At 62.2% G+C, this 23,820-nt stretch carries 22 protein-coding genes and 1 pseudogene; 10 read left to right on the plus strand and 13 right to left on the minus strand.

The window, feature by feature from the left end; genetic code table 11:
- Positions 1-103: 103 nt before the first annotated feature.
- The 5 genes from L0V05_RS13100 to msuE form a co-directional block, all read right to left on the minus strand.
- The gene (locus L0V05_RS13100) at positions 104-874 is read right to left on the minus strand and encodes an ABC transporter ATP-binding protein (RefSeq protein WP_234871175.1); all 771 of its coding nucleotides are present in this window, start codon (positions 872-874) and stop codon (positions 104-106) included.
- Between the two features lie 10 nt (positions 875-884).
- Complete coding sequence (locus L0V05_RS13105; RefSeq protein ID WP_234871177.1) at positions 885-1,862, minus strand: ABC transporter substrate-binding protein; 978 nt, start codon at positions 1,860-1,862, stop codon at positions 885-887.
- Between the two features lie 36 nt (positions 1,863-1,898).
- Positions 1,899-2,726 (minus strand): ABC transporter permease, encoded by an 828-nt coding sequence (locus tag L0V05_RS13110; protein ID WP_234871179.1) that lies wholly within the window; start codon positions 2,724-2,726, stop codon positions 1,899-1,901.
- Positions 2,727-2,730: 4 nt separating this feature from the next.
- Entirely contained in the window at positions 2,731-4,083 is a 1,353-nt protein-coding gene (locus L0V05_RS13115) for an LLM class flavin-dependent oxidoreductase (protein ID WP_234871181.1), read from the minus strand.
- A gap of 88 nt (positions 4,084-4,171) precedes the next feature.
- Complete coding sequence (gene msuE, locus L0V05_RS13120; protein WP_234871183.1) at positions 4,172-4,735, minus strand: FMN reductase; 564 nt, start codon at positions 4,733-4,735, stop codon at positions 4,172-4,174.
- A gap of 728 nt (positions 4,736-5,463) precedes the next feature.
- Here msuE and L0V05_RS13130 point away from each other — a divergent pair.
- On the plus strand, positions 5,464-8,637 hold the full coding sequence (locus tag L0V05_RS13130; RefSeq protein ID WP_234871185.1) for an AAA family ATPase: 3,174 nt from the start codon (positions 5,464-5,466) through the stop codon (positions 8,635-8,637).
- Positions 8,638-8,916: 279 nt separating this feature from the next.
- Here L0V05_RS13130 and L0V05_RS13135 read toward each other — a convergent pair whose 3' ends face one another.
- Positions 8,917-10,044 (minus strand): NAD(P)/FAD-dependent oxidoreductase, encoded by a 1,128-nt coding sequence (locus L0V05_RS13135; protein WP_234871186.1) that lies wholly within the window; start codon positions 10,042-10,044, stop codon positions 8,917-8,919.
- A gap of 13 nt (positions 10,045-10,057) precedes the next feature.
- Complete coding sequence (locus L0V05_RS13140; protein ID WP_234871188.1) at positions 10,058-10,729, minus strand: peroxiredoxin; 672 nt, start codon at positions 10,727-10,729, stop codon at positions 10,058-10,060.
- Between the two features lie 123 nt (positions 10,730-10,852).
- Between L0V05_RS13140 and L0V05_RS13145 the strand changes: the two genes are divergently transcribed.
- Both L0V05_RS13145 and L0V05_RS13150 read left to right on the plus strand, forming a co-directional pair.
- Positions 10,853-12,571, plus strand: a complete 1,719-nt coding sequence (locus tag L0V05_RS13145; protein ID WP_234871190.1) for an AfsR/SARP family transcriptional regulator — start codon at positions 10,853-10,855, stop codon at positions 12,569-12,571.
- Between the two features lie 168 nt (positions 12,572-12,739).
- Complete coding sequence (locus L0V05_RS13150) at positions 12,740-12,922, plus strand: hypothetical protein (RefSeq protein WP_234871192.1); 183 nt, start codon at positions 12,740-12,742, stop codon at positions 12,920-12,922.
- A 199-nt stretch (positions 12,923-13,121) separates the two neighbouring features.
- On the opposite strand, the gene L0V05_RS13155 is transcribed toward L0V05_RS13150, so the two are convergent.
- The gene (locus L0V05_RS13155) at positions 13,122-14,183 is read right to left on the minus strand and encodes a linear amide C-N hydrolase (protein WP_234871193.1); all 1,062 of its coding nucleotides are present in this window, start codon (positions 14,181-14,183) and stop codon (positions 13,122-13,124) included.
- 112 nt (positions 14,184-14,295) lie between these two features.
- Between L0V05_RS13155 and L0V05_RS13160 the strand changes: the two genes are divergently transcribed.
- Positions 14,296-15,003 carry a Crp/Fnr family transcriptional regulator gene (locus L0V05_RS13160; protein WP_234871195.1) on the plus strand — a complete coding sequence of 236 codons (708 nt, stop codon included), beginning with the start codon at positions 14,296-14,298 and terminating at the stop codon, positions 15,001-15,003.
- A gap of 194 nt (positions 15,004-15,197) precedes the next feature.
- On the opposite strand, the gene L0V05_RS20735 is transcribed toward L0V05_RS13160, so the two are convergent.
- From L0V05_RS20735 to L0V05_RS13170, 3 genes and pseudogenes are all read right to left on the minus strand, one after another.
- Positions 15,198-15,404 carry a fatty acid desaturase CarF family protein gene (locus tag L0V05_RS20735; protein ID WP_406565973.1) on the minus strand — a complete coding sequence of 69 codons (207 nt, stop codon included), beginning with the start codon at positions 15,402-15,404 and terminating at the stop codon, positions 15,198-15,200.
- Positions 15,405-15,804: 400 nt separating this feature from the next.
- Positions 15,805-15,885, minus strand: a pseudogene (locus L0V05_RS13165) (IS6 family transposase); the annotation flags it as partial.
- 217 nt (positions 15,886-16,102) lie between these two features.
- On the minus strand, positions 16,103-16,336 hold the full coding sequence (locus L0V05_RS13170) for a hypothetical protein (protein WP_234871197.1): 234 nt from the start codon (positions 16,334-16,336) through the stop codon (positions 16,103-16,105).
- Positions 16,337-17,073: 737 nt separating this feature from the next.
- On the opposite strand from L0V05_RS13170, the gene L0V05_RS13175 reads away from it, so the two are divergent.
- The 6 genes from L0V05_RS13175 (at position 17,074) to L0V05_RS13200 (ending at position 21,013) form a co-directional block, all read left to right on the plus strand.
- Positions 17,074-17,232, plus strand: a complete 159-nt coding sequence (locus L0V05_RS13175; protein WP_234871198.1) for a hypothetical protein — start codon at positions 17,074-17,076, stop codon at positions 17,230-17,232.
- Positions 17,229-17,426: a hypothetical protein gene (locus tag L0V05_RS13180; protein ID WP_234871200.1), complete on the plus strand. Its 198-nt coding sequence runs from the start codon at positions 17,229-17,231 to the stop codon at positions 17,424-17,426. The genes L0V05_RS13175 and L0V05_RS13180 overlap by 4 nt, the downstream gene beginning before the upstream one ends.
- A gap of 70 nt (positions 17,427-17,496) precedes the next feature.
- Positions 17,497-18,714 (plus strand): DUF6538 domain-containing protein, encoded by a 1,218-nt coding sequence (locus L0V05_RS13185; protein WP_234871202.1) that lies wholly within the window; start codon positions 17,497-17,499, stop codon positions 18,712-18,714.
- A complete protein-coding gene (locus L0V05_RS13190) occupies positions 18,711-18,890 on the plus strand; it encodes a hypothetical protein (protein WP_234871204.1) in 180 nt (59 codons plus the stop codon). Before L0V05_RS13185 ends, L0V05_RS13190 begins: the two co-directional genes overlap by 4 nt.
- Before the next feature lie 358 nt (positions 18,891-19,248).
- Complete coding sequence (locus tag L0V05_RS13195) at positions 19,249-20,652, plus strand: primase-helicase family protein (protein ID WP_234871206.1); 1,404 nt, start codon at positions 19,249-19,251, stop codon at positions 20,650-20,652.
- On the plus strand, positions 20,645-21,013 hold the full coding sequence (locus L0V05_RS13200) for an HNH endonuclease (protein ID WP_234871208.1): 369 nt from the start codon (positions 20,645-20,647) through the stop codon (positions 21,011-21,013). The genes L0V05_RS13195 and L0V05_RS13200 overlap by 8 nt, the downstream gene beginning before the upstream one ends.
- Before the next feature lie 150 nt (positions 21,014-21,163).
- On the opposite strand, the gene L0V05_RS13205 is transcribed toward L0V05_RS13200, so the two are convergent.
- Positions 21,164-22,819 (minus strand): arylsulfatase, encoded by a 1,656-nt coding sequence (locus tag L0V05_RS13205; protein WP_234871210.1) that lies wholly within the window; start codon positions 22,817-22,819, stop codon positions 21,164-21,166.
- 101 nt (positions 22,820-22,920) lie between these two features.
- Positions 22,921-23,655, minus strand: a complete 735-nt coding sequence (locus L0V05_RS13210; protein ID WP_234871212.1) for a porin family protein — start codon at positions 23,653-23,655, stop codon at positions 22,921-22,923.
- Between the last annotated feature and the right edge of the window lie 165 nt (positions 23,656-23,820).

The raw sequence follows: 23,820 nt of genomic DNA on the forward strand, positions 1-23,820 counted from the left end.
GATATGTCGCGCTGTCGCGCGAACGCGCCCACCTGCCGGAGAAATAGCCTGTCGACGGTCGATGGGCTATTGCGCTTCCAAGAGCCGTGAAACGGAGAGCATCTCAGTGCAGTCCGAACTCCGCCATCAGCCGGCGGCGGAGGGCGACGAAAGAGGGCGCACTGCGGTCGCGCGGACGCGGCACATCGATCTCGATCGGGCGCGGCGGATGGCCCGATTTCGACATCACCAAAACCCGGTCGGCCAGGAAGATTGCCTCTTCAAGATCGTGGGTCACAAGGATCATGGTCACGCCCTCCTCGCGCCAGATCCGGGCAAGTTCCTCCTGCATCGTTAGCTTGGTCATCGCATCGAGCGCGCCGAGCGGTTCGTCGAGCAGCAGGATCTCGGGCTGGACCGTCAGGGCGCGGGCGATGCCGACGCGCTGCGCCATGCCGCCGGAAAGCTGTCGCGGATAGGCATCCTCGAAGCCGGCGAGGCCCACGAGCCGGATGTAGTGGCGGGCTTTCTCGGCTGCGCTCGCCCGGTCCTGACCGCGCACTTCCAGGCCGAAGGAGACGTTCTGGGTCACGGTCAGCCAGGGCAGCAGGCGCGGCTCCTGAAAGATCACCGCCCGCTGCCGCCCGATCCCGTGAACGGGCGCGCCGTCGATCATGACCTCGCCGCGATCCGGTTCCTCGAGGCCTGCAAGCACGCGCAAGAGGGTGGTCTTGCCACAGCCCGAGGGGCCGACGATGGCCAGCGCCTCGCCGCTGGCGACGTCCAGGTGGATCCCGCGAAGGACGTCCAGCCGGCGGCCGTTGAGGGTGAAGGACTTGGAGAGGTCACGGATTGTGACCTCTCCCCGGCGGACTGTGGTGGTGGCGGTTGTCATTGCGTCCCGGTCAGTTGCTGACCGGCGTATCGCCGGTCGTGTAGAGGATGTCCTTGGCGACCAGCTTGCCCTTCTCGACCGTCCCATCGCGCTCAAGAATATCGATCCAGAACTGGACATCACGCTCAACCGGCAGGCCGCCTGCCCGCACGCCGTATCCAGCGAAGTACTGGGCCACGTCCGGGTTCTCGCCCCGTTCCGCCAGCACTTTCGCGAAGATGGCCTTGGTTTCCTCGGGGTGTTCGCGGGCATAGTCGAGCGCCTTGGCCGAGCCCTCGACGAAGGCCTTGGCTTCCTCGGGATGTGCCTCGATCCAGCTGCGCTGGAGCACGACAAAGCCGCCCGCGATCTCGCCGATGATGTCGGTGTCGTCAAAGATCGGGCGCAGACCCCCGGCCTTGCGCGCGGCCCCCTCGAAGGTGGTCTGCCAATAGCCGAAGGCCGAGACATCGACCTGGCCCGAGCGCAGGACCTGTTCCAGTTGCGGCCCCGGCACGACGACGAGGTTTGCGGCGTCCTGCGGCAGGCCTTTCTGGTAGAGCGCCTCGCGAACCACATAGTCGAGGTGGGCGCCGAGGGTGTTCACTGCGATCGTTTTGCCCTGAAGATCTTCGATCGACTTTATCGGGCTGTCTTCGAGCACGTAGAAAATCGACTGAGCCTCGTCGTTGATCCCGTTCGAGGGGTAGACAGCCACGAAATCATTGCCGGCCGCGATCGAGTTCAGCACCGCCGCCGTGGCCGCGGAGCCGAGATCAACGCTGCCGCCGGCCAGCGCCACAAGTGAGGCCGGACCGCCCTGGGCGTAGCCAACATTCTCCAGGGTGATGCCGGCCTTGTCGAAATAGCCGAGTTCTGCGGCGAGTTCGTGGGCGCTCAGGCCGCCCTGGCTGGCAAGGTAGCGGATGGTCACATCGGCGCTGGCGGCGGTGGCAAAGGACAGGCCAAGCGCGGTCGTCAGCGCGAAGGCGCGGGTCAGGTAGGACATTTTGCTTTCCTTTGGGATCGTAAGGTTTGGTTTGAGTCAGACGGCATCGGACCAGCGGCACAGGCGCCGCTGAAGCCGGACGAGGACGGCGTTCGCAGTCAGCCCTAGACCGGCGAGCAGGAAGATCGCCGCGAACATGAGCGGGATCTGGAAATTGTATTGCGCGTTCATCACCTGGAACCCGAGGCCGCGGTTGGCCCCGATCATCTCGGCGGCGATCAGGAGCAACAGCGCCGTGGTAGCGGACAGGCGAAGCCCGACGAAGATCGACGGCACCGAGGCTGGCAGCACCACCCGGCGAAAGATGGTCGCGCGCGTCGCGCCATAGGTCCGAGCCATCTCGACCAGCTTGCGATCCACCTCCTTGACCCCTCCGATGGTGGCCAGAAGGATAGGGAACAGGGTCGCCCAGAAGATCACGAAGACCTTGGAGGCCTCTCCCAGGCCAAGCAGAAGAATGAAGACCGGGTAAAGCGCGAGCGCCGAGGTCTGCCGGAAGAACTGCAGGATCGGATCTAGCGCGCGCTCCATCGCCGGGATCTGCCCCATGAAGAGCCCGAGCGGAATGCCTAGACCCACGGCGGCAGCGAAGGCGAGGCCGGATCTCTGCAGGCTGATCGCGATGTCGTCGATCAGCGCCCCCGAGGCCAACCCGTTCCAGAGCGCGACAAGGATCCGGTCAAGCGGCGGAAAGACGGTCGGGTTGATCCATCCGAAGGTGCTGCCCAGTTGCCAGAGGAGCAGAAAGCCCAGAAGCAGACCGTAGCGGGCAAGTCCAGCCCGCGCGACCTGGCCGATCCGGGCGCCCGCCAGACGGATCGGAGGGGCGGCCAGAGCGCCGGTTTCGACGGTTTCCAGCGTCATGGTGTCACTCCGCGGCATGGACTGCGCTGCGGGCGAGCGCGTGGCGGTTGGTGGGGAAGGGCAGGCCGAGATTTTCCCGCAAGGTGCGGCCCTCATAGGCGGTGCGGAACAGGCCGCGCCGTTGAAGTTCCGGGATCACAAGGTCCACGAAATCGGTCAGCCCGGTCGGCAGCCAGGGCGGAAGGATGTTGAAGCCATCGGCCGCCTCGTTCTCGAACCACTCCTGCAGGGTGTCGACGATGGTCTCCGGCGTGCCGACGATGGTGAAATGCCCGCGGGCCGAGGCCACCCACTGATAGAGTTGGCGGATCGTGAAGTTGTTTTCGTCCGCAATCTGCCGGATGAGCGCCTGCCGTGATTTCATGCCCTCAGTGGGCGGCGCAGGCGGCAGCGGCCCGTCGAGGTCATAGCCCGTCAGGTCGAGCGTGCCCCCCGTGAGGCCGTTCAGCAGCGAGATGCCGTCTTCGGGCAGGATCAGGCTGGTGAGGCGGTCGTATTTCTCCTGCGCCTCGTCCTGCGTACGGCCCACGAAAGGCGACACGCCCGGCATGATCAGGATGTGGTCCGGATTGCGCCCGACCCCACGCGCGCGGGCCTTGATGTCGCGGTAGAACTCCTGCGCCGTGTCGCGTTTCTGATGGGCGGTGAAGATCACTTCCGCCGTTGCCGCAGCCAGACCGCGCCCGTCATCCGACTGGCCTGCCTGAACGATGACAGGGTGGCCCTGCGGCGACCGTGGGACGTTGAGCGGCCCCTTCACCTTGAAGTGCTCGCCGCGATGCTCCGTCAGATGCAGCTTGTCGCTGTGGAAGAACCGCCCTGTCTCCTTGTCGCGCAGGAAGGCGTCGTCCTCGAAGCTGTCCCAGAGCTTCTTGACCACCTCGACATGTTCTGCGGCCCGGCGATAGCGGAAGGCATGAGGGTGCTGCTGGTCGAGGTTGAAGTTCTGTGCCGCCGCCTCGGTTGCAGTCGTGACCACGTTCCAGCCGGCCCGCCCTTCGGAAATCAGGTCGAGCGATGCGAACTTGCGGGCGAGGTTGTAGGGCTCTTCGTATGTCGTCGATGCGGTCGCGATGAAGCCCAGATGCGTCGTGAGCGGCGCGAGGGCGGCAAACAGTGTGACCGGTTCGAACCCCGCTACCTTTGCATTCCCGCCTTCCATCCCGCCGCCAAAGCTGACGGCCAGCCCGTCCGCGAGGAAATAGGCATCAAACAGGCCGCGTTCGGCCTCCTTCGCGAGTTCCAGGTGAAAGGCGAAGTTCGTCGCCCCATCGGCCGGGCTGTCGGGGTGGCGCCACGCCGCCACATGCTGGCCACCGCCAGGAAGGAAGGCGCCAAGGCGGATCTTGCGGGTCATGGTCGGGTCCTTTCGTAAGGCAACTGGGGTTCGCCGCCGTCCAAAGTGAAAGGACGACGTCAGAGGGAAGAAGAAAGCTGGAAACGGGTCAGGCGCTCAGGACGAACACCTCAGGCTGGCTGCGCCGGTCGAAGAACAGGGCAAACTGGTCAACCGCCCGCCCCAGCCGCGTGTGCAGTGTGTCCGAGGCAGGTTGACCGGCCACGAAATCGCGATCGGCAGCGTAGACGCCGGTGGGAAGGGTCCGCGCCTCGAAGAAGCCAAAGAGCGGGCGCAATTGGTGCTCGATGACCAGCGCGTGGCGGTCACCTCCACCTGTCGCTGCCAGAAGCACCGGCTTGCCCTGAAAAGCCTGCGGGTCGATCAGATCGATAAGGTGCTTGAAAAGGCCTGTGTAGCTGCCCTTGTAAACGGGGCTCGCGACGATGAGCGCGTCCGCCGCCAGCAGCGTGTCCAGCGCCGCGCGACCGTTCGGGTCCAGATCCCCGGGCTGCCGCGCCGCACCGAGGCCAGGCCCGAAATCGGTCAGATCAAGGACAGTGCCGACCGCCTCGAACTTACTTGCGGCCGTGGCGACGGCAGTCTGGACGAGGGCCCGGGTCTTCGACGGCCGGTCGAGATTTCCGGAAAGTCCGACGATGGTTCGTGTCATGGCAAGGCCTTATGTCGAGTCGTTTGGTCGTGTTTAAGGCTGCCACGGATGCCTGGTTTCGGCCATTCTAAAGGACAGGCCAAAACGAGAAGAATTCCCCTGACGTTGCAAGGTCTTGGAAAATGACGTTCTGGCTACCCACTTCCTCGATTAAGTGTGAAGGCAAAGCGCCGAGCCGTGGCCTTAGAACACCTCCTGGTTCCTCAGTTCGTGCTCTGCACATTCTCCGGGCAAGTCCAAAGGTTAGAGCTCTGGGCGGGACGCGGTCGCCGAGCATAACCTCCAGACGGATGATTTCAGGTCTCGTCTTGAAGTAGCTTCCGGGTGAGGGGCTGGGCATGGCACGGCGCTAGCCAGCGTGACTGACCGGCTCCAGCCAAGTTCCTCTGAAAAGGCTATCGACGGTCATCTCCTCGCTGCTCGCCGTGGCTCCTCGGGAAGAACTGCTGAAGTCGCGCCATCTGCGCATCCGCCAGTCAGAATGGATTGCTCATCGTACGGTCTCCTTGCGGTGTCAGAATCGCGCCACTTAGGTGCGATGCATGGGCCCTGACCTTCGTTGCCCTCACGCCACCGTTTCCCGAGACTACCTGCTTCTCCCCGAAATACGGCCACCTGCGGTTTCCTGGTGCTGGGCCCGTTTTTCTTGACTCCGATAGATGTCGATGGTCCAGACTTGAGTACGGAAGCCGCTAATCCTTTGCACTTTAAGATGAAGGGGCGCCAAAATGTCGGACGCGTTACGTGATGCTCTGGTCCGACTTGATTTGTCCGACCTTTATGCCGTCCTGTCATCAAATGCTGTTGATGCGGGGATGCTCGCTCAGATTACAGCAGCGGAATTAAGGAAACTCCCTCTTTCCGATGATCAAGTCCTCCGTTTCTTGAGTGCCGTTGGCGCAAGACCGGGTCCTGCTGCAGTTTCCGAGCGCGGACCCTCCGCGGAGCGGCGCCAGCTGACTACATTGTTCTGCGATCTGGTGGGTTCGACAAATCTGGCTTCGCAACTCGATCCCGAAGACCTGCGCGATGTGATTCAGTCCTATCTTCGCTTCTGCTCTTTCGTCGTGCGCGGGAATGGCGGTCATGTCGCCTATACGCAGGGCGACGGAGTCATGGCCTATTTCGGCTTTCCCCAAGCGGCCGAGGATGACCCAGAGCGCGCTGTTCGCGCCGGACTTGCGATAGTCGAGGGTATTGGCCAAGTGAGGACAAGCGCACCTGCGCCGCTGCGTGTACGGATCGGGATCGCCACAGGGATCGTCGTGATCGGTGATGCGGAGGGAAACGCCGATGCCGGTGCGCTTGTCGTTGGCGAAACACCCAACCTCGCCGCTCGTCTGCAGCAAACGGCCGCCCCTGATGAGGTCATCGTCTCGGACGCCACGCGGAACCTTTGCGGCGCACTATTCGTCTACGAAAACCGCGGCAGCGTGGAATTGAAGGGATTGGGCGGCGCCGTACCGGTCTACCGTGCCCTGGGCGAGGGGACGGCGCGCAGCCGCTTCGACGCACAAACAAGTCGCGGCCTAAGCCCGATCTTTGGACGGGACGAGGAACTGGCTTGGCTTAACAGGAAATGGGCACAGGCCAGGACAGGGAGTGGCGGGGTTATCTGCGTAAACGGGGAGGCCGGTATCGGAAAATCCCGCCTTATCCGTGCATTTACACAGCAAATCGGTTCTGATCCGCACCATGAAATTCACTGGCAATGCGCCTCACACTTGGCGAGCCGACCGATGCACCCCGTCGTGCGCGAACTTGAGACGGCAGCCGGTATTCATCGTGATATGGTCGAGGAGTCGCGCCGTGACGCGCTCGCGCGCTATGTCGAAAGGTCCCCGGGGCTAGCAGCCGAGGATCTTCCATGGCTGGCGGATATGTTAGGACTGCCAAGCCTGGACCGGCCCGATATGGATGCCGCCGCGCGTGCGCGCCAGCTCCACGCCATCCTTGCGCGCCGTGTCCTGCAGCAGGCTGAAGATATTCCCACGCTCATTGTACTCGAGGATGCGCATTGGGCAGATGGGGCGACCAGTGACTTCATCGCGGGGCTGATCCCACGATTGGGCGAGACGAAGGCGCTGTTGCTGGTCTCTCACCGCCCGCATTATACGCCGCAGTGGCCACTTAAAGAGGGCGAAGCGTCTTTTGGCCTGCGTGGACTCGATTCAGGCGCAGGGGAAGCACTGGTCAAGGCGGTGGCACAGAACCGGTCCATCCCAGCAAGTCTGACTCGCTCTATCCTCGACAAAGCGGGTGGTGTGCCTCTGTTCGTAGAAGAACTGACTAAGGCGGTTCTCGACTCCGCTGGCAACCGCAATCTTGCTGAGCAGGGATCGGCTCCGATCGAAATTCCAGCAACCTTGCAGGATTCCCTTATGGCGCGACTTGACCGGCTTGGGGGTGCAAAGGAACTGGCGCAGCTTGGGAGTGTTATCGGACGAGAGTTCACGCCCGATATGCTGCGTGTGATCGCACCAGATCACTCTGATCTCGAAGGGGATCTTCGGCGTTTATGCGATTCCGGCCTTGTTTTGGAACGGCGGAACGACGGTCGCATTGATGTCGTGTTCCACCATGCTTTGCTGCAAGACGCGGCCTATGGCGCATTGCTGAAGAAGCGCCGGCGGGAAGCACATGGCACCATCGCCCGAGCGATCATGGAAGAACATCCTGCGTTTGCAGGACTCGAACCGGAAGTCGTTGCCCACCATTGTTCCTGCGGAGAGCTTCCCGAACCGGCGGCCGAGCATTGGCTCGCCGCCGGCATGAACGCGCTGGACCGCGCCGCGCATCTTTCTGCGCTGACCTATCTGCGCCAGTGCATGGCGGAGAACGCGAAACTTCCTGATACGGAAAACAAGCTGAAGCGCTGCCTCATGGCCCAGCAGGCGCTGACCAGTGCGTCCATGCCGGTATTTGGTTGGGCGTCAGATGAAGTCGAACAGGCCTGCGCCTTGTCTCGCGACTATGCCGAAGCCCTGAACGACGTGCAGAGCTTGTACTTCTCGACTTGGGGCCTTTGGTCTACCGCATTCCTGCGAGGAGAACTGAACAAGTCGCTGGATATTTCCCATACGCTTGACGCCATGGCGGCGGCGGCCGGATCACCGTTTGTGCTGACCTTGGCCGACCATGCGATGGCATTCTCTCGGACTTGGCGTGGAGAGCATGACGAGGCGGTGTTGCGGGGTGACCTTGCCTTCGCTCGCTTCAATTATGATCTGGAACGGGCCATTGTGCGAACGCTCCAACTGTCGTCCACCGCGACAATCGGCATTGCCGCAGCAACCTCGCTCTGGATGCTTGGGCGCGACGAAGAGTCGAACCGACGTTTCGCCGAGACTTACGAGATTGTTGATACGCTGAACCACGCGGCAACGCGGGCCTTAGTCTTGGCGGTGACGGGCCACCTGCACACGATGCGCCGGGACTGGATCAACCTGCAGAACTCAGCCACGTGTCTCGGTCAGCTCTGCGAGGACGAAGGCTTCTTGATGTGGGCAACAGACGCTGAAATCCAGCTGGCCATCGCCGAATCGCATTTGGGCGACACTGAAGCGGGAGTCGAGAAGTTCGAGACGGCCCGGAACAGGTTCCTCGGGACGCGCACCCGCGTCACCGATCCATTGCGTGTAGTGCACATCGCCGAAGCTGAAATCGGCATCGGCCGCGCCATAAGTGTCATTTCACGCATGGATGAAACCTTGGCAGACGCGACGATGCGTGGCGAATTGGGGTACCTTTCCGAGATTCACAGGATGCGCGGAAAAGCGTTCTTGGCTTTGGGAGAGCGGGCAGAAGCGGCTCGAGATTTTGAAGCTGCCCGCGTCGTAGCGGCACGACAGAAAGCTGCACCGCTGCTCAAATTGGCCGAACAGAGCCTTGGAACGCTATAGCGCGGCCGGCCGAGAAGGGCAGGACAGAACCTTCGAGGGAGGATCTTCATCATCCGCTCTGGGCCGAAGGCGACCCCCGCGCAGCACGACCGCTTGGGCGTTCCGCGGTTGAGGAAGATAGTGAGCAACCTCCTGTATCTGAATAATTAAGCAGATACAGGAGCTTATGATGAAGATCTTGCCCGCTCTCGCCATCTCCGGGGGTTTTATTTTTGGGCCGCGCAGCCGGTGGGTGCTATTCCTCGTTCTCTGACCAGATCGCCGGTCCTTTGGAGCGCTCTATAGACCAAACCAGCGGCTGCGACGGCTGGCGCCGAAATGCTCCTTGTCGACGCGAAGTGCTTCGGAGGCACCGTGGAATGTACCGAAAGGCTTCGGGCCGGAGAGGAAATCGACGTCCACCCGGGCGATCCGGTTTGCACCGAACTCGATGTAGCAGGAGCCTGCACCGGGGTTGCGCGCTGTCTGAGGCTGGTTGCGCAGCATCGCGATGATATTGGTTGCCACGGTACGGGCGGCCCCTTCGGCGTACACCCCGGCCTTGGGCACGCCGGTGTTGGCCAGATCGCCCACGGCATAGACGCCCGGGATCTTGGTTTGCAGGGTGTAGGGATCGACCGGAACCCAGCCGTTTTCGGTCAAGCCAGCAGCGACGACCACATCCGAAGCGCGGTTCTTCGGAACGCCGAGGAACAGATCGCATGGCAGATTGGTGCCGTTGTCCAGCGCAACCGTCTTGCCCTCGACCGCCGTGACGCGCGTGTTGGGAATGAAGGTGATCCCACGCTCCTCGAAGGCCGCCAGGATGGCTTTGGACGTGTCCGGCGAGGGCGGAACGGGCGAGGGCAGGGGATTGACGAGCGTGATGCGCGTGACGGACTCCAACCCGCGGGCCTTGACATAGTCATGCATCATCAGCGCACATTCGGCCGGCGCCGGCGGGCATTTGTAGGGCGCGCCGCAGACCCCCACCACAACATCCCCGCCTTGGAAGCCGGGCAGGACCTTGGCCAGATGTGCCGCACCTGGGACCGAATAGAACTCGTTCACACCCAGTGTGATGCCCGGCGTTGAACTGACATCGTAATCGGCGCCGAGGGCGATCACTAGGATATCGGCTTCGTGTGTGCCCTTGTCAGTCGTCACGCGCTTGGCTTCGGCATCGATGGCGGTGATCGTTTCGCGCAGAAGCCTGACGCCAGGCTTGGCAAAGGTGGAATAGGGGTTGCGGATCATGACCTCTGACTGGCGGCCGAACAGCATGTCCAGTTTGGAGAATCCGAAGACGAAGCCATCGGACTTGTCGATCAACGTCATGTCGATGCTGTCGCCCAAGGCCTCGGATAGCGAGGTCGACAGTTCCAGCCCGCCGAAGCCGGCGCCGAGAACGAGGATGCGGGTCTTCATCAGTTTCTCTCCCTTAAACTTTGCTCACACCGGGTTGCGGCACGATGCGGAGATAGGGTTTGGGCGCGGCCCAGCCGTCGGGATAAAGGCCCTTTGCCTCTTCATTGCTGACCGAGCCTGCAATGATGACGTCCTGCCCGAAGGTCCAGTTCGCCGGGGTCGCAACTCGGTGGTTGGCGGTCAGTTGCAGGCTGTCGATCACGCGCAGGATCTCGTCGAAGTTCCGGCCTGTGGTCATCGGATAGGCGATCATCAGCTTGATCTTCTTGTCGGGACCGATGACGAAGACATGCCGCACGGTCTGGTTGTCGGCGGCGGTACGGCCATCGGCGCTATCGCCTGCAGCGGCAGGCAGCATGTCGTAAAGCTTGGCCACGGCAAGGGTCGGATCGCCGATCATCGGAAAGTCTGGCATGGCCCCCTGGGTTTCCGCAATGTCATCGGCCCAGAGCGCGTGCTTGTCGACCGGATCGACCGACAGGCCAACCACCTTGACGCCGCGCTTGGCGAATTCGGGTGCCAGATGCGCCATCCGACCCAGTTCCGTGGTGCAGACCGGCGTGAAATCCTTCGGATGCGAGAACAGCACCGCCCAGGACCCGCCAAGCCACTCATGGAAGTTCATCAGGCCTTGGGTGGTTTCGGCGCTGAAGTCCGGGGCGATGTCGTTGATGCGAAGTGACATGGGTTTCTCCTTAGCTTGGTGATTGCCCGGTCAAACTAGCGCGGCTATGTTCCGTCAGCGTTCCTCTTGGCCTCGTGTCTTGCGACGAAGATCATTGCGGCGGAATGGGCACGGTGCTGTAGGATGCGTGTTGAAATCCAGATACTTGGCGGTTTTTCTGTCGCGTTGGACGGAGTTTCAGTCGCGCCAGCCCTTTGGCGCCGCGACCGGGCGGCCGCGCTGGTGAAGCTGCTGGCCGTCATGCCGTCACATCGGATGCACCGTGAGCAGGTGATGGATCTCTTCTGGCCGGAGGCCGATTCGGAGGTGGCCGGGGCCGCCCTGCGCAAGGCCGTTCACTTCGCCCGCAAGGCGCTCGGTCAAAATGAGTTGCTCAGCACCAGCGGCGATACGATTGCCCTGGCCCCGAACGCTGACCTTGTGATCGACGCGGAAATTTTCGAGGCCGCCGCAAATGCTGCCCTCAGGCAGCCCACGCCCGAGGTGTGCGGGGCTGCGGCCGATCATTACAGGGGCACGCTTCTGCCCGATGATCTTTATACCGACTGGCTTGACGCACCGCGTGCCGGTCTGGCGCAGAAGCATCTGGACCTGCTGCGCGCCGGAAAACTCTGGCAGCGACTGATCGCCGCCGATCCCAGCGATGAGCCTGCGCAATGCGCGATGATGCAAGCGGCACTTGATGGCGGCAACCGGGCGGAAGCGATCCGGCTGTTCAACCAGTTGCGCCAAAGCCTGAAGATGGAAATTGGCCTGGGCCCATCCGCGCAAGCGATTGCTATTTATGAAAAGGCGCTTGCCATTCCTGCGGTTGATCCGGTCAGCCAGACTGACCGCATCCGCGCCTCGCTGGCCTGGGGGCTCTTGCACCTCAACAGCGGCGACTTCGACAAAGCCCGGAATATTGCCGAGGAGACGCGCGACCTCGCAATGGCGGCCGGGTTGGTGCGGGAAGTCGGCGAAGCAAGCGCGCTTATGGGCCTATGCGCCCAGATGCAGGGGCGCTGGAAGGCCGTATTCCAGTCCGAGTTCATCGCCTGGGCTCGGAAGGCGCCGGACAAGGTCAGCCAGGTATTTGACGGACACTTGTGCCTGGCCGAGTTCTGCCTGTGCAACGCGAAAGGCCACCAGGAGATTGGGGCGTCGGCGCAGGAATTGCTGTCGGTCGCAGAAGGTGCAGGTTCTCTGCCTGGCAAGGGCCTTGCGTTGCTCATCCTGGGTGAAGTGGCGCTTTTCTCGGGGCAGATGCGCGATGCAGAGCGGCTCTTGACTGAGGCAGAGGCGTTGCTGACCAAAGCGGATGCGAATTCTGGTCGCGTCCTGGCGTTGGAACGGTTGGCCGAGATTGCTTTGTCTGGCGGGCGGAACTGGCAGGCAAGAAGACTGATAGCCCGGGCGGAAGGGATCGCAGCGACCTCATGGTTGTCGCCGCATCTGCTGATCCGCCTGAAGGGTCTGTCGGTTCGCGCGGCCTCGTCGCGGGACAAGGCGTTGGCAGTGATTCATGAAGGCGACCGACTGTTGGCCCTGCACAGCTATGGCTGTCAGCCGTGCTCGATCGGGTTTCGGGTTGCTTCGGCCTCTGCGCTGGCCGCGATGGGCGCGCTGGACCAAGTGGATCGCCGGCTGGACGAGGCCGAACGGATTGCCGCGATGTGGCATGGCGGACCATGGGTGGCTGCAGTTTGGGAGGCCCGTGGCATTCAGCGTCGCGCCGAAAGCAACGACGCCCGAGCGGTGTCGGCTTTTGAAGAGGCGGCCAGCCGCTATGCCTCGCTTGGTCGCCCGACCGACGAAACCCGATGCAGGGCGCAGATGGCGGCTTCGTCACTAGGTGCCTGAAGCATTTCGCGGAGCAACTGGATTTCGCGTGAACGTGGCTACCGCTTGCCGCACCCCAAGAAAGCGTTCCTCGTCCTCTGGGCGGCGTCGAGGATCAGCCACGAACTGGCCGTGACGATCCTCCGCGAGGGGCTGAAGGCGGGGCTGGTGCGATGAAGCCTGGGGGACATGGTGGCCATCGCCGCCTTCGATGACATCCCGGAGCACCTGTTCCAGGTGGACGAGGTTCACGACGACTTCGTCACCGGGAAAGCCCTGACGGGACCACTCGCTGGAGAGTACGGCGAGCCTGACCGGTCGATGATCGTCCGGGTCGTCGAGGGGCAGCTGGGATCCGCGGATACCCAGTAACCAGCAGAAACCAATCAGAAAATCGACAGACCAAACAGAACTGGGGCGAATGCCCCAGAAGGAGGACGCATGTCCGTACGTATTCCGTCCGCCTAGAGATCGACTTTCAACGGAAACCCTCAATCCACAGATGCATCTGACGATGCTCGACGGCCTAAGCTGAAGCATGTCGCGGCTGGCCCCATAAGTCGTCGGTCACTCAATGCGACTCATCGGGCGACATGAATTTGAAGAGCTCGGCCGGCTGGAAGTTCGCCGTCTGGTCGCCCGCAAGATCGGGATTGCCGTCAAGCTGCACCTTTCGAGGCAGGGACCCTTCGCTGAAGTCAAGGGCGTTCAGGTTAGCCCAGATGATGCTGGGGCTGTTGGTGTCCTGATAGTAGTAAATCCGGTTCTTCTGATCCGATACCGTCAGCCAGAGCGTGTCGGCGATGTTCGGCTGGCCTGGGATCTTGATCCCGATCGGCACGCTGACGTTCCGCATGACGCTAAACACCGTGGCCACGGCGCGGCGCGGGTCGGCGGTCTGCGTTGCCTCGTTGATATAGTAGGACATCCGGGCAAAACGGTCGGCGGCTCTGTTTGTACCCGGCAGCATTACTGATCCGCCGATGTTCTTCCAGTAGGCCGCCAGCGCCAGCTGTTGGTCGTATGTGGGAGAGTTGGTCATGATCTGGAACTCTCGGCCATGGTGGATCACCAGCTTGCCGCCGATGTACTCGAAGATCGCGGAGTCACCGGTGGCATCCGAGATCGACAGGTGCACCGTCCCCTTCTCACCCGTCGGCGCGGTGATAGGCACGATCCGGAACTCCTCCTTGCCCAGGGCTTCGACCGCCTCAGCCGTTGTGGCGAAGTTGTCCAGCACGTACTGGGCCCAGGCAGAGATTGGCAACGTAGGCCGGGTGTCTCCCTCCGTAGCGGGCGGGTATTCCGACTCCGCCAGGTAGAGCATATTGGCGACCAGCCCGGCCTCATTCATCCCGTCTGCCGACGCGCCCTCGTAGATTGTCGTGACGACACTACCATACTTGGCCTTCCAGATGATTGGTGTTGCGGTGTTGCTGAAGCGTTCCAGCCCACGTGGATAGAGCCAAAGGTTTGTGTCCATATCCGAGACGAACCAGTCCATCGTGCGACCAGTAACCGTCTGCCCATCCTCACCGAAGTAGACGGCGCGGGAACAGGCCTCTGCCGCGTAGGGTGCTGCCAGCGCCATCGACAGGATTGCTCCGATGCCAAGGGTGAAAGTACGTTGCATATGTGACCCTCCGGTTGGTGATGTCCCGTTCTTCGCCCATTCGTGCCCCCGCAATGTTGCGCGAAGCATCAATCTGCGTTGAGGTGCCCTGCGCATCGGGGAGATATCAGCCATGAGCATAACGACCGATCTGCAGACCGATCCTAGACGCGTGTTCGCGGCCCGTGGCTGGCTGTCAGAGCAACCGGCTGCGTTTCGCGAGATGTTCGTCCGTGAGGGCGTGCAGGTTGAGGTGCGTGCCGGAAACTGCGTGTTCCGCCGAGATGACGTGTCGAACGGCCTCTACGGCATCATCTCAGGCGCGATGGGCGTCGAAGGGGGGCACCGGCGCCATTCACCGCTTCTGGGACATGTCTTTCGCGCGGGCGAGTGGTTCGGCATCAAGGCGGTGTTGCACGGTGGACCCCGCGAGTTGACTTATCGCGCCATCGAGCCTGCGCGGCTTCTCTACCTCTCTCGCACTCGGTTGGTGCCTATGATGCAGGCCGATCCCGATGTTGCGGTCCGCGTTGGCCAGCTTGCCGAGATCGGAAATCGCTTAGGCTCTTGGATCGCGCGGGATCTGCTCACGCCGGATGCAGGCCGACGCTTGGCCGCTGTACTGTTCCGCGTCCTGGGGGCAGGAGAGGTCACGCCGGATGACCCTGCGGGATTTCGACTCACCCACCAGCAGATTGGAGAGATGGCGAACCTTTCGCGCCATCACGTCGGGCGCAAGCTCGCGGCATTCGAGGCCGCGGGCTGGATCGCCTGCGGATACAACCGAATCCGACTGCGGGATCCGGAGGGGCTGGCGGCCTTTGCGTATGATGATGACTGAGCCTGACAAAGTCGATCCCGATACGAGGGCAATACCCAGACCGACAACGGCGCCGATGGCGGCCGCAACAACTGCCAGTGCTGGCAACACAACTTCGAGAAGTCCAACATCCGAGTCTTCAGTTGGAGATACAACGATGTTGGTCAGAACGAAGACAAACGCGACTACAACCCCAGCCGAGACTAACGCTCCCATCAGTGCACCATAGACGTAGCGCACCACCTCCTCCTCCCATTCGCGTGGTCGAATGCTATCGCTTTGCGTTGGTGATGGGAATTAGGTGCGGCGAAAAGCGACCCCCAAACTGGCGTGGCAACATCGTCGAACGTGTCTTCGGCCCAGTGATACAGGCAACCGACGAAATCGGCGGCAAGGATGAGAAGCAAGACCTTGACCGCCACTCCGAGTGCGTGATTGCATCGGTCATTGCTTTACTCACTCTTTGCATGCCGATCAGGCTGCTTCGATGGGGCGGACGGTGCTTTGACGTGAAGCAAGTTCCGATTGGGGTGAGAAGCAGAGCCGGCTGGCCTGGCGCGGCTGCCCCCCCCGGCGCAACCAGGTCGAAAATCCGCGCTCGGATCAACTTCGGTGCCGGTGCCGTGGAGCACCGCGCGAGGAGATTTGCCTGTGCTCGGAAACCACGTGAATCATCCAAACCCTTGGTTTGGTTTATCTCTACGGCATCGGGGAATGTTGGCTGGGGCGCTAGGAGATTCAGTAGGAGGTTGATCGGTACCAGCAAGCTGAAAGCGCTGGGCGAAGTGGGGCGACGGGTGGGGCGATGGTAGCTGCGGGCGTGAAGTGGACGTAAAGCATCACCGCCAGACGGATGATCTCAGGGCTGATGTTGAAGTAGCGGAAGTGAGATGGCTTGGGCATGGCCAAACGCAAGTCCGCACTCATCCCTATCTCAAGCAAGGTTCTTCTGACAGCGCCGACGTGGATACAACAACGAGGAGCGGCCACACGGCGGGATCGGCAACGAGGTCCAGATCATGCTGACGAAATCGGGGGGCGTCACCAGACCGTCACCCTGAGCGAAGCCGGAAAACTCTGCCTTCGGGCGGTCCAAGGTTGGGGATCGGATCAGCGGCGCTCATTGTCCGGGACGAAGCTCGACGAGCCGACCGGTGGCGCGCAGTTGCTCCAGCGACTTGCCATAGCAATCGAGGGCAGCCACCCGGTTGCGCGGAGGCTCGACCACACGCTCTACACCCAGGTTCGCCGTTAGCGTCCCTCGTCCGTAGACCGCCGAACCGTCCGCGTTGACAGTTTCCAGATATCCGACGACCCAGCTTTGCTTCTGCTCATGGTAGCAGACAATCGCCAAGGGAAGATCTGAAGGAAACGTCTGGGCAGCACATCCGCTCGCATATCCTACGACCATTGAAATGCTAATTGCTGCCATCGCAGTCATCCTTGGCATCGGTGTTCTCCTTGGTTCTCGGCAATACTGCGCGAAGGTCGTCCTCTTGAGTCCGCGCGGCGCATAAAGAACCGCACTGCTGTCTGGCATCGTACGGTCCGGACCCATCGGCAGTAAATGGCGAATGTGAATCGCGCCGGATTTGCCAGAGGCTGTCTTTCGTTGTACCCCAAGGATGTGCCCCTGACCCAATCGCTGCTGGCAGAACTTGCAAATGCCTCCGCTCACACAGTCGCCGGGTTTGTCGACCGGGTCAGCCATGCCGGCCTGATCGACTGGCGCTATGGCAAGGTGAGGAAACTTGACGTCGGGTCCTTCGCTGCTTTTGCGGCGGGAAGCCCTTCTGACGCTTCAGAGAAGGGCAAAAAGAAAAAATGGCCATCACCTCGCATTGGGGCGTCCGCGAGCAACTCGGCGCGTCGAAGATCTTCGCCGGCAAGAAGCCCCGATGGACAAGACTATTGGGGACCCAGGTATTCATTTGGGCTGGGAGCGACCATTCGCGGACAGATCGTTGAAAAGCCGCTTTGCGCCGAAAGCTACCAGTCGTCACGCGACTCAAGCTGGGCCAGTTCACCGCTAACGGACGAAACCGAGCAACCTCCCGTATCTAGATAAAGAAGCAGATACAGGAGCTTATGATGAAGACCTTGACCGCCCTCGGCATCGCCGGGGGCTTTCTTTTTGGACCGCGCAGCTGGTTGGTGCTGTTCCTCGTCCTCTGGACGGCGTCCAGGGTTAGCCACGAGTTAGCAGTGACGATCCTCCGCGAGGTCCTGAAGGCGGGGCTGGTCCGATGAAGCCGGGAGACACGGTGGTCATCGCCGCCTTCGATGACGTGCCGGAACACCTGTTCGAGGTGGACGAGGTTCACGACGACTTCGTCACCGGGAAAGCCCTCACCGGGCCACTGGCCGGAGAGTACGGCGAGCCTGACCGGTCGATGATCGTTCGGGTCGTCGAGCGGCCGCTAGGATCTCCGGATACCCAGTAACCGACGGCAATCAATCAGAAAATCCAGAAACATCCAGGAACTGGGGCGGATGCCCCCAGAAGGAGGACGCATGTCCGTACGAATTCAGTACGCCTACCTGAAGCAGCAGACCTACCTGTACCGACGAAACTACCCCCGCGAGCTTCAGCCGATCTTGGGGGCGGCCCTGAAGCAGTCGCTCCGGACCGGTGACGCGCGGGTCGCCAAGAAGCGAGCGGCCGAGATCAACGCGAAGTTCGAGGAGATCGTCACCAAGGCTCGGGCGGGGCAGGTGGTGGAAAAGCCCGTCCTGGAGAAGGTTGCCCCGGTGGTCTTCTCGCCCGTGGTGATCGTGGGTCGAAAGACGGTCAGGGAACTGGGACAGACCTACCTGAACAAGCGATCGGACGAGCTGCGTCCCGGCGGCTTCAAGGTCGTCCGGTTCTCAGTCAACCTGTTCGTGTCGGTCTACGGGGCGAGGACGATCGGGTCGTTGACCCGGGAGGACGCCCTGGAGTTTACCCGGAAGGTGGCTCGGCTCGGGGTCCATGCGGGCAAGTCCTTCCGGTGCAGGAACTACGGGCTGGACCGGCTGATCGCCGTCAGCGGGTCGGAGACCATCAGCGCCCGGACCCAGCGGCGGACGGTGGGGCAGGTCTCGCACTTCCTGGACTGGGCCGTCTACGAGGGGCTGGTGACCGCGAACCCCTTCAAGACGGTCAGGGTGGAGGCCAAGGGCAAGAACCGAAGCTACTCTCCGCTGACCGACGAGGAGGTCCGACGACTGGTTGCCGCCGACGACCCGGTGATCGGCGACCTCCTGCGGTTCTGTCTGCTGACCGGGATGCGGTCGGGGGAAGCGGCGGGGCTGGTGCGGGACGATCTGGTCTGGAAAGGGAACCTGGGCTGGTTCGTCTGGGTGCGCCCCAACGCGGTCCGGTCGCTGAAGACCGATGCGGCGGAGCGGTTCATTCCGGTCCACTCGGACCTGACGCCGATCCTCGCTCGGCTACCGGCGGACGGGAGGCTGTTTCCCCGGCTGACCGTCAACATCGTGACGAAGCGGTTCATCGCCCTGAGGACCAGTCTTGGGATCGTCCGTCCAGGGGCCGTCTTCCACTCGACCCGGAAGTGGTTCGTGACCCAGTGCGAGCGGGCAGGGGTTCCGGAGCACTTCACCGCCTCGATCGTCGGTCACCAGTCGGCGCGGTCGGAGAACCGGATGACCTACGGCATCTACTCCGCCGGGATCAGCGACGAGCAGAAGCGGGAGATCGTCGAGAAGGTCGGCCTGCCGGTGACGCGATGACGGCGGTTCCGGACATCGACGCCTTCGAGGAGCGAGCGGCTATCCTGGAGTTCGAGGGCGGGCTGACGAGACGAGAGGCCGAGGACCGAGCAGCTCAGGCGCAGGGGTTCCGCGATGCTGACCACTATCGCCAAGTGCTGACGGACTACCTGCTGACTGGACGACTGCCTCACTGAAATCCTCCTCGGCGGTGTCCTTCGGGGCATCGCCGGGGTGACTTCCACCTCCTTTTTTCTTCTGCCGGACCGGTCCTGACGATGTTCGGGAAGCGAAGTTGGCCAGCTGGAAAGCAAGAAAAACGGGTGCCTCGGGTGCCGGTTAGTCCGGTCGTCGGAGGCTCTGCCACAGGTCTGGAGCCGGCCATCCAGCCAATGCCCGGAAATACTGAAACTACGGTCCGCATCACTTTGATATAAAACACTTAAACGGGAAAAATGCGCCACCAGGGTACGCTAAAGGAGAAAGAACCGGAAACTCGCGCAATCGCGCAAGGTTCGATCCCCTGATTTTTCATTATTTTATAGAGTATTATACATGAACATCGTACCTATTCGCGGCCAGGATGAGGCCGCATTCGAAGCCAACCGTCGCACCCTGACCGTCGCGCTCTGTAGCTGGTTCGTCCGGAGAGACGGCAAGTACTACGCGATCGATAATCTGTCCTCGGCGATCTCGATGCCAGACCTGAAGATCGTCACGGTCCAGCGGTTTCGGTCAGAGTTCCCCGAGGTGCCGCTGACGTCCGAACTGCTGAAGGCCGTGTTCAAGCGGGCGCTGGAGCAGACCCATACCGATCCGGAAGAAACCGTCGCCGTCTGGAGCGGTCGCCGCGTCTGCCTGCCCGGAAACCCGAAGCGGATCGTCCTCGAACGTGGCTTGGCGTCGATCAACACCTGGAGCCTGCCCGCCTACCGCCGGATCACCACCGCCGAGGCCGACTATGGTGTGTTCGGTCAGTTCTTCGACTGGGTGTTTCCTCGGGCGGCCGAGCGAGACATGGTGCTGAACTGGCTGGCCTGGTGCCTCCAGAACGAGGCAGATAAGCCGACCTGGGCACCGTTCCTGTACTCGAAGACCAAGGGGTCCGGGAAGTCGACGTTCGCCCAGATCGTCGCCGCTCTCTTCGGAGCCGAGAACTCGGTGACGCAGAACAACATCGAACAGCTCGTCAGCCGTTTCAACATGACCGCGCTCCAGAGCAAGCTGGTGATCTCGGAGGAACTGAAGCTGCGGCAGGATTCGAGCCAGAGCAACGCGCTGAAGACCTACATTACCGAGAAGACGACCCTCGCTGAGCTGAAGGGAAAAGAAGCGGAACGGGTGACGCAATACTGCTGTTTCCTGCTGACCACGAACCACCTGCCACTCTGGATCGAGGCCGAGGACCGGCGCTACTACGTCGTGGAGATTGACCATGACGGACATGCTGCTGGACCCCGGAGCAAGGACTTCACTGGACTGGTGGAGGTGGTTCTGGCTGCTCTGGGTTCTCCCGATCGTCTGGCCTACCTGTACCGCGCGCTGATGACCCGCGAACTGCCCGAAGGCTTCAGTGCCAAGACGCTGAACGTCGAGCGGGACGCGACGGACGTCATGAAGCGCATTCACCAGTCGGCCGCTCAGGTCACCACGGAGCAGCTTCGGGAGCATCTGGCCAAGAAAGGCGTGTTCGCCGTTTCGGAGACGAGCTTGGCAGAGGTGGCGCAGATCCAGCTTCGAGCCAACGCCAACCAGCTTCGTCACGTTATGGCAGAGCTGGGCTGGAGCCGGCTTGACGTGAAGTGGGGCGGTGTGGACTACACCCGGAAACTCTGGGTGCATCCAGACTACGCCGTCCACCGCGGCAACATCACCGGCCCAGACGGCAAGTCGGTCGCACTCGAAGCGCACCTGGAGCTGGCAGACGGCCCAGCGTTAAACCTCGGGTTCGATGTCTGATTTCATCCTGACTGACGAAGGCGAGGACTGGCTCGCCGAGATACTCTCTGAACACATCGAGGAGGCCCGGAAACGGGCCAACTCACTCCTGGAAGCTGGAACCCGGCTGGAGACGGGCTGCATCGTGACGTCCACGACGGCCCGGAAGAAGGTCCGGTTCCAAGGCAGGCAGGTGGCGGCCTACCGTTTCATCTTCTGCGTGGTGAACGAGACGGCGATCGGGTTTGACACGGTCGTTCGCCATCGGTGCCATAACGCGCTCTGCATCAACCCCGAGCATCTGGAAGCGGGGTCGCGAGCCGATAACAAGCATGATGACTGGGTAGCGGCTGCTTACGGGGTTGATTTCAGTCTGCTCTAAGCCGTGGCAGAGCTGGCGGCGAATGGGTTCTGGTGCTCCCGAAGCTCCCGTTCGCCACTGGCGGTCTCACCATCAATGACGAACGGGCTGGCATTTCATCGCCGCCGGGGTTGATCTGACCGGACCCTTCGCTTTCGGGAAGGCAAACGCTCAATTGGCTTTGGAACAAACCGGCGAAACGCTTGGCAGCACGACGTTGTTTTCCTTGACGTAGACGTCCCAGTGCGACGCGAGGCGGTCGCGGATATCCGGCCGGTCGTCAGCGAGATCGGTTGTCTCGCCGGGGTCGGAGGCAAGATCGTAAAGCTGCCATTCGCCGGTTCCGGCCGGCGGGCACATCCAGAGCAGTTTCCAGTTGCCCTCGCGGATGGCGCGATTGCCGAAAAGCTCCCAGCCTTGCCAGTCGGTCGGGGCATGAACGGCTTCCGCCCGGCCCGCCAGCACGGGAGCGAGCGACTTGCCCTGCAGAGGCGCCACCGGATGCCCGGCGAAGGTATCGGGGTGGGGAACGCCCGCCGCATCGAGGATGGTCGCCGGTAAATCGAGCACATGCGCAAACGCGGCGGACAGGCGCCCTCCCTCGGTCACTCCGCGACCGGCGATGACCAGCGGCGTGCGTATCCCGCCCTCTGACGGGTAGCCCTTGAACATGCGCAGCGGCCCGGCGCCGACCTGCGCCCAGGCCGGGCCATACTGGATGAAGGTGCCCTTGCCGCCCCAGTCCTCGAACCGGCTACTGTCCCAGGGCGCACCGATCGGCATCAAAGTGCCTTCCGGCCCGTTGTCGGACAGGAAGATGACGAGCGTGTCGTCATCGAGACCTGTCGTCTTCAGGTAGCCGATCAGCTTGCCGATATTGGCGTCCATATGCTCGACCATGCCCGCAAAAAGCTCCATCCTTCGGGCCGACTCCTTCTGCTCCTGGGGGTCAAGATCCGCCCAGGCCGGAATCGACGGCAATCGGGGAAAGGTCGTCACCTCCGGAGGGATCAGGCCAAGATCCTTCATCCGGGCGATGCGGCTTTCGCGGATCGCGTCGTATCCGGCGGCGTAGCGGCCCCGGTAGCGGTCGCGCCATTCGGGCGGCAGCTGGAACGGGTCGTGCGGGGCCTGCAACGCCAGATAGGCGAAGAAGGGCCGCCCGTCGCCGCGGTTCTCCTCGATATTGGCGATAATGGCGGCTGTGTAGTCTTCGGACGAATGAAAGCCGGGGCGCAGCGCGGCGAGCTGACTGCCGTTGTAGGTGTAAAGCTGGTGGTTGCCGGTCGCGCCCCACATGTCGTCAAAATGGCTGCCGCCGCCCGGGATAAGCGTCAGGTCACGTTCAAATCCACGGGCCGCGGGCCAGCGGTCAGGCTCTTCCCCCATATGCCATTTGCCGGCCATGTAGGTGTGATAGCCCGCCTCGCGCAGCAGTGCCGGAATGGGGGCCACGGAATCGTTCAGATAGCCTTCGTAGCCGGGCAGCCCTTTCTGGTTGGGGGCCATGAATTCCGCCATGTTGCCCAGGCCGGCCAGATGGTTGTCGGCCCCGCTCAGCAACATGGAGCGCGTCGGCGAGCAGGTCGCACTGACGTTGAAATCGGTGAAACGGACACCGACCGCGGCGAGCGCATCGATGTTGGGCGTCTGGATCTCGCTTCCGAAGCTGCCGATGTCCGCGTAGCCCGCGTCATCTGCGACGATCAGCAGGATGTTGGGGCGCACCACCTCTTCATCAGCCCGCGTTGCGCAAGGGCTGATCGACAGCAGCAGTACGGCCAACAAGTGGCCCCAGGACCAGTTTGCAGGCAGCGTCATCCGCATGAGATGCTCCTTTCCAGCGATGACCGACGCGCATTGGCGTTCAGGAACAGGATGTGTCGCCCGAGTGAGGCGTCACATCCTGCGCGTGCAGGACCGACGGCTCAGAAGCTGTAGGTCACGCCAAGGATCGGGCCGGAAAAGTCGAAGGACGACTGGCCATAGTCCGTGTCCCACTCTGCCTCGATATAGCGGTAGCCGCCCTGCATCAGCCAGTGCTCGTTGATCCGGTAGCCGACTGTCGCGAGGGCTTGCCAGGTCTGGGTGTCCCCGGTGCCGCCCGCGTCGAACATCAGGGTTCCGAACCATTGATCGCTGAAGGCGAAGCGAATACGCGCGGCCACGACCGGATCGACCCAGTCCTTTGACTGCTCGAGGACAGTCGTCGGCGCGCTTGCCCCGACAAAGGTCGTGTCGATCGAGGTCCAGAACGACCGGAAGCCCCCGCCAAGATCGACGGCAATCTTGTCATCCTGGTGCACACGGTACGTGAGGTAACCGCTGAGCAGCGTGACCTTGGTTCCGACGGCAACCTCGGAATAGGCGATTCCAGCGGGTGACGGACCGTCCGCTGTCAGATTGAAGTAGTTCAGGTCACCGATGATACCCCAAGGTCCGTTCCGCGCCTCGACCGTTCCCATGAACGCAAAGTCGAGATCCTGAAGCGCATCGCTGAAGCTGAGTTCGGCGTCGACCTGACCATGAGGGGTATCGGCGGTCACGCCGGTGTCGGTCAGCCACAGGTTCATCGAGATGTCGTAGGTCCAGGCATTCTCCTGGGCCACCGCCGGACCTGCGAACAGAATTGCAAGCGCAACACCTGAAAACACCTTTTTCATCGTCTGTCTCTCCCCTGGACCTGAATGTCCTGACGTGTCGTATGCCACCGACTTCAGGGTGGCTCATATGAATATCGAATAATCATCGATCTGAATTCCAGCATTGATTCAAGTCAATTCGACGGAGCCACGTCATCCGTCTAATCAGAGTACCGCTACATACCC

Origin of the sequence: Alitabrizicola rongguiensis (assembly GCF_021491355.1) — a bacterium.
Taxonomy (GTDB): domain Bacteria; phylum Pseudomonadota; class Alphaproteobacteria; order Rhodobacterales; family Rhodobacteraceae; genus Aliitabrizicola; species Aliitabrizicola rongguiensis.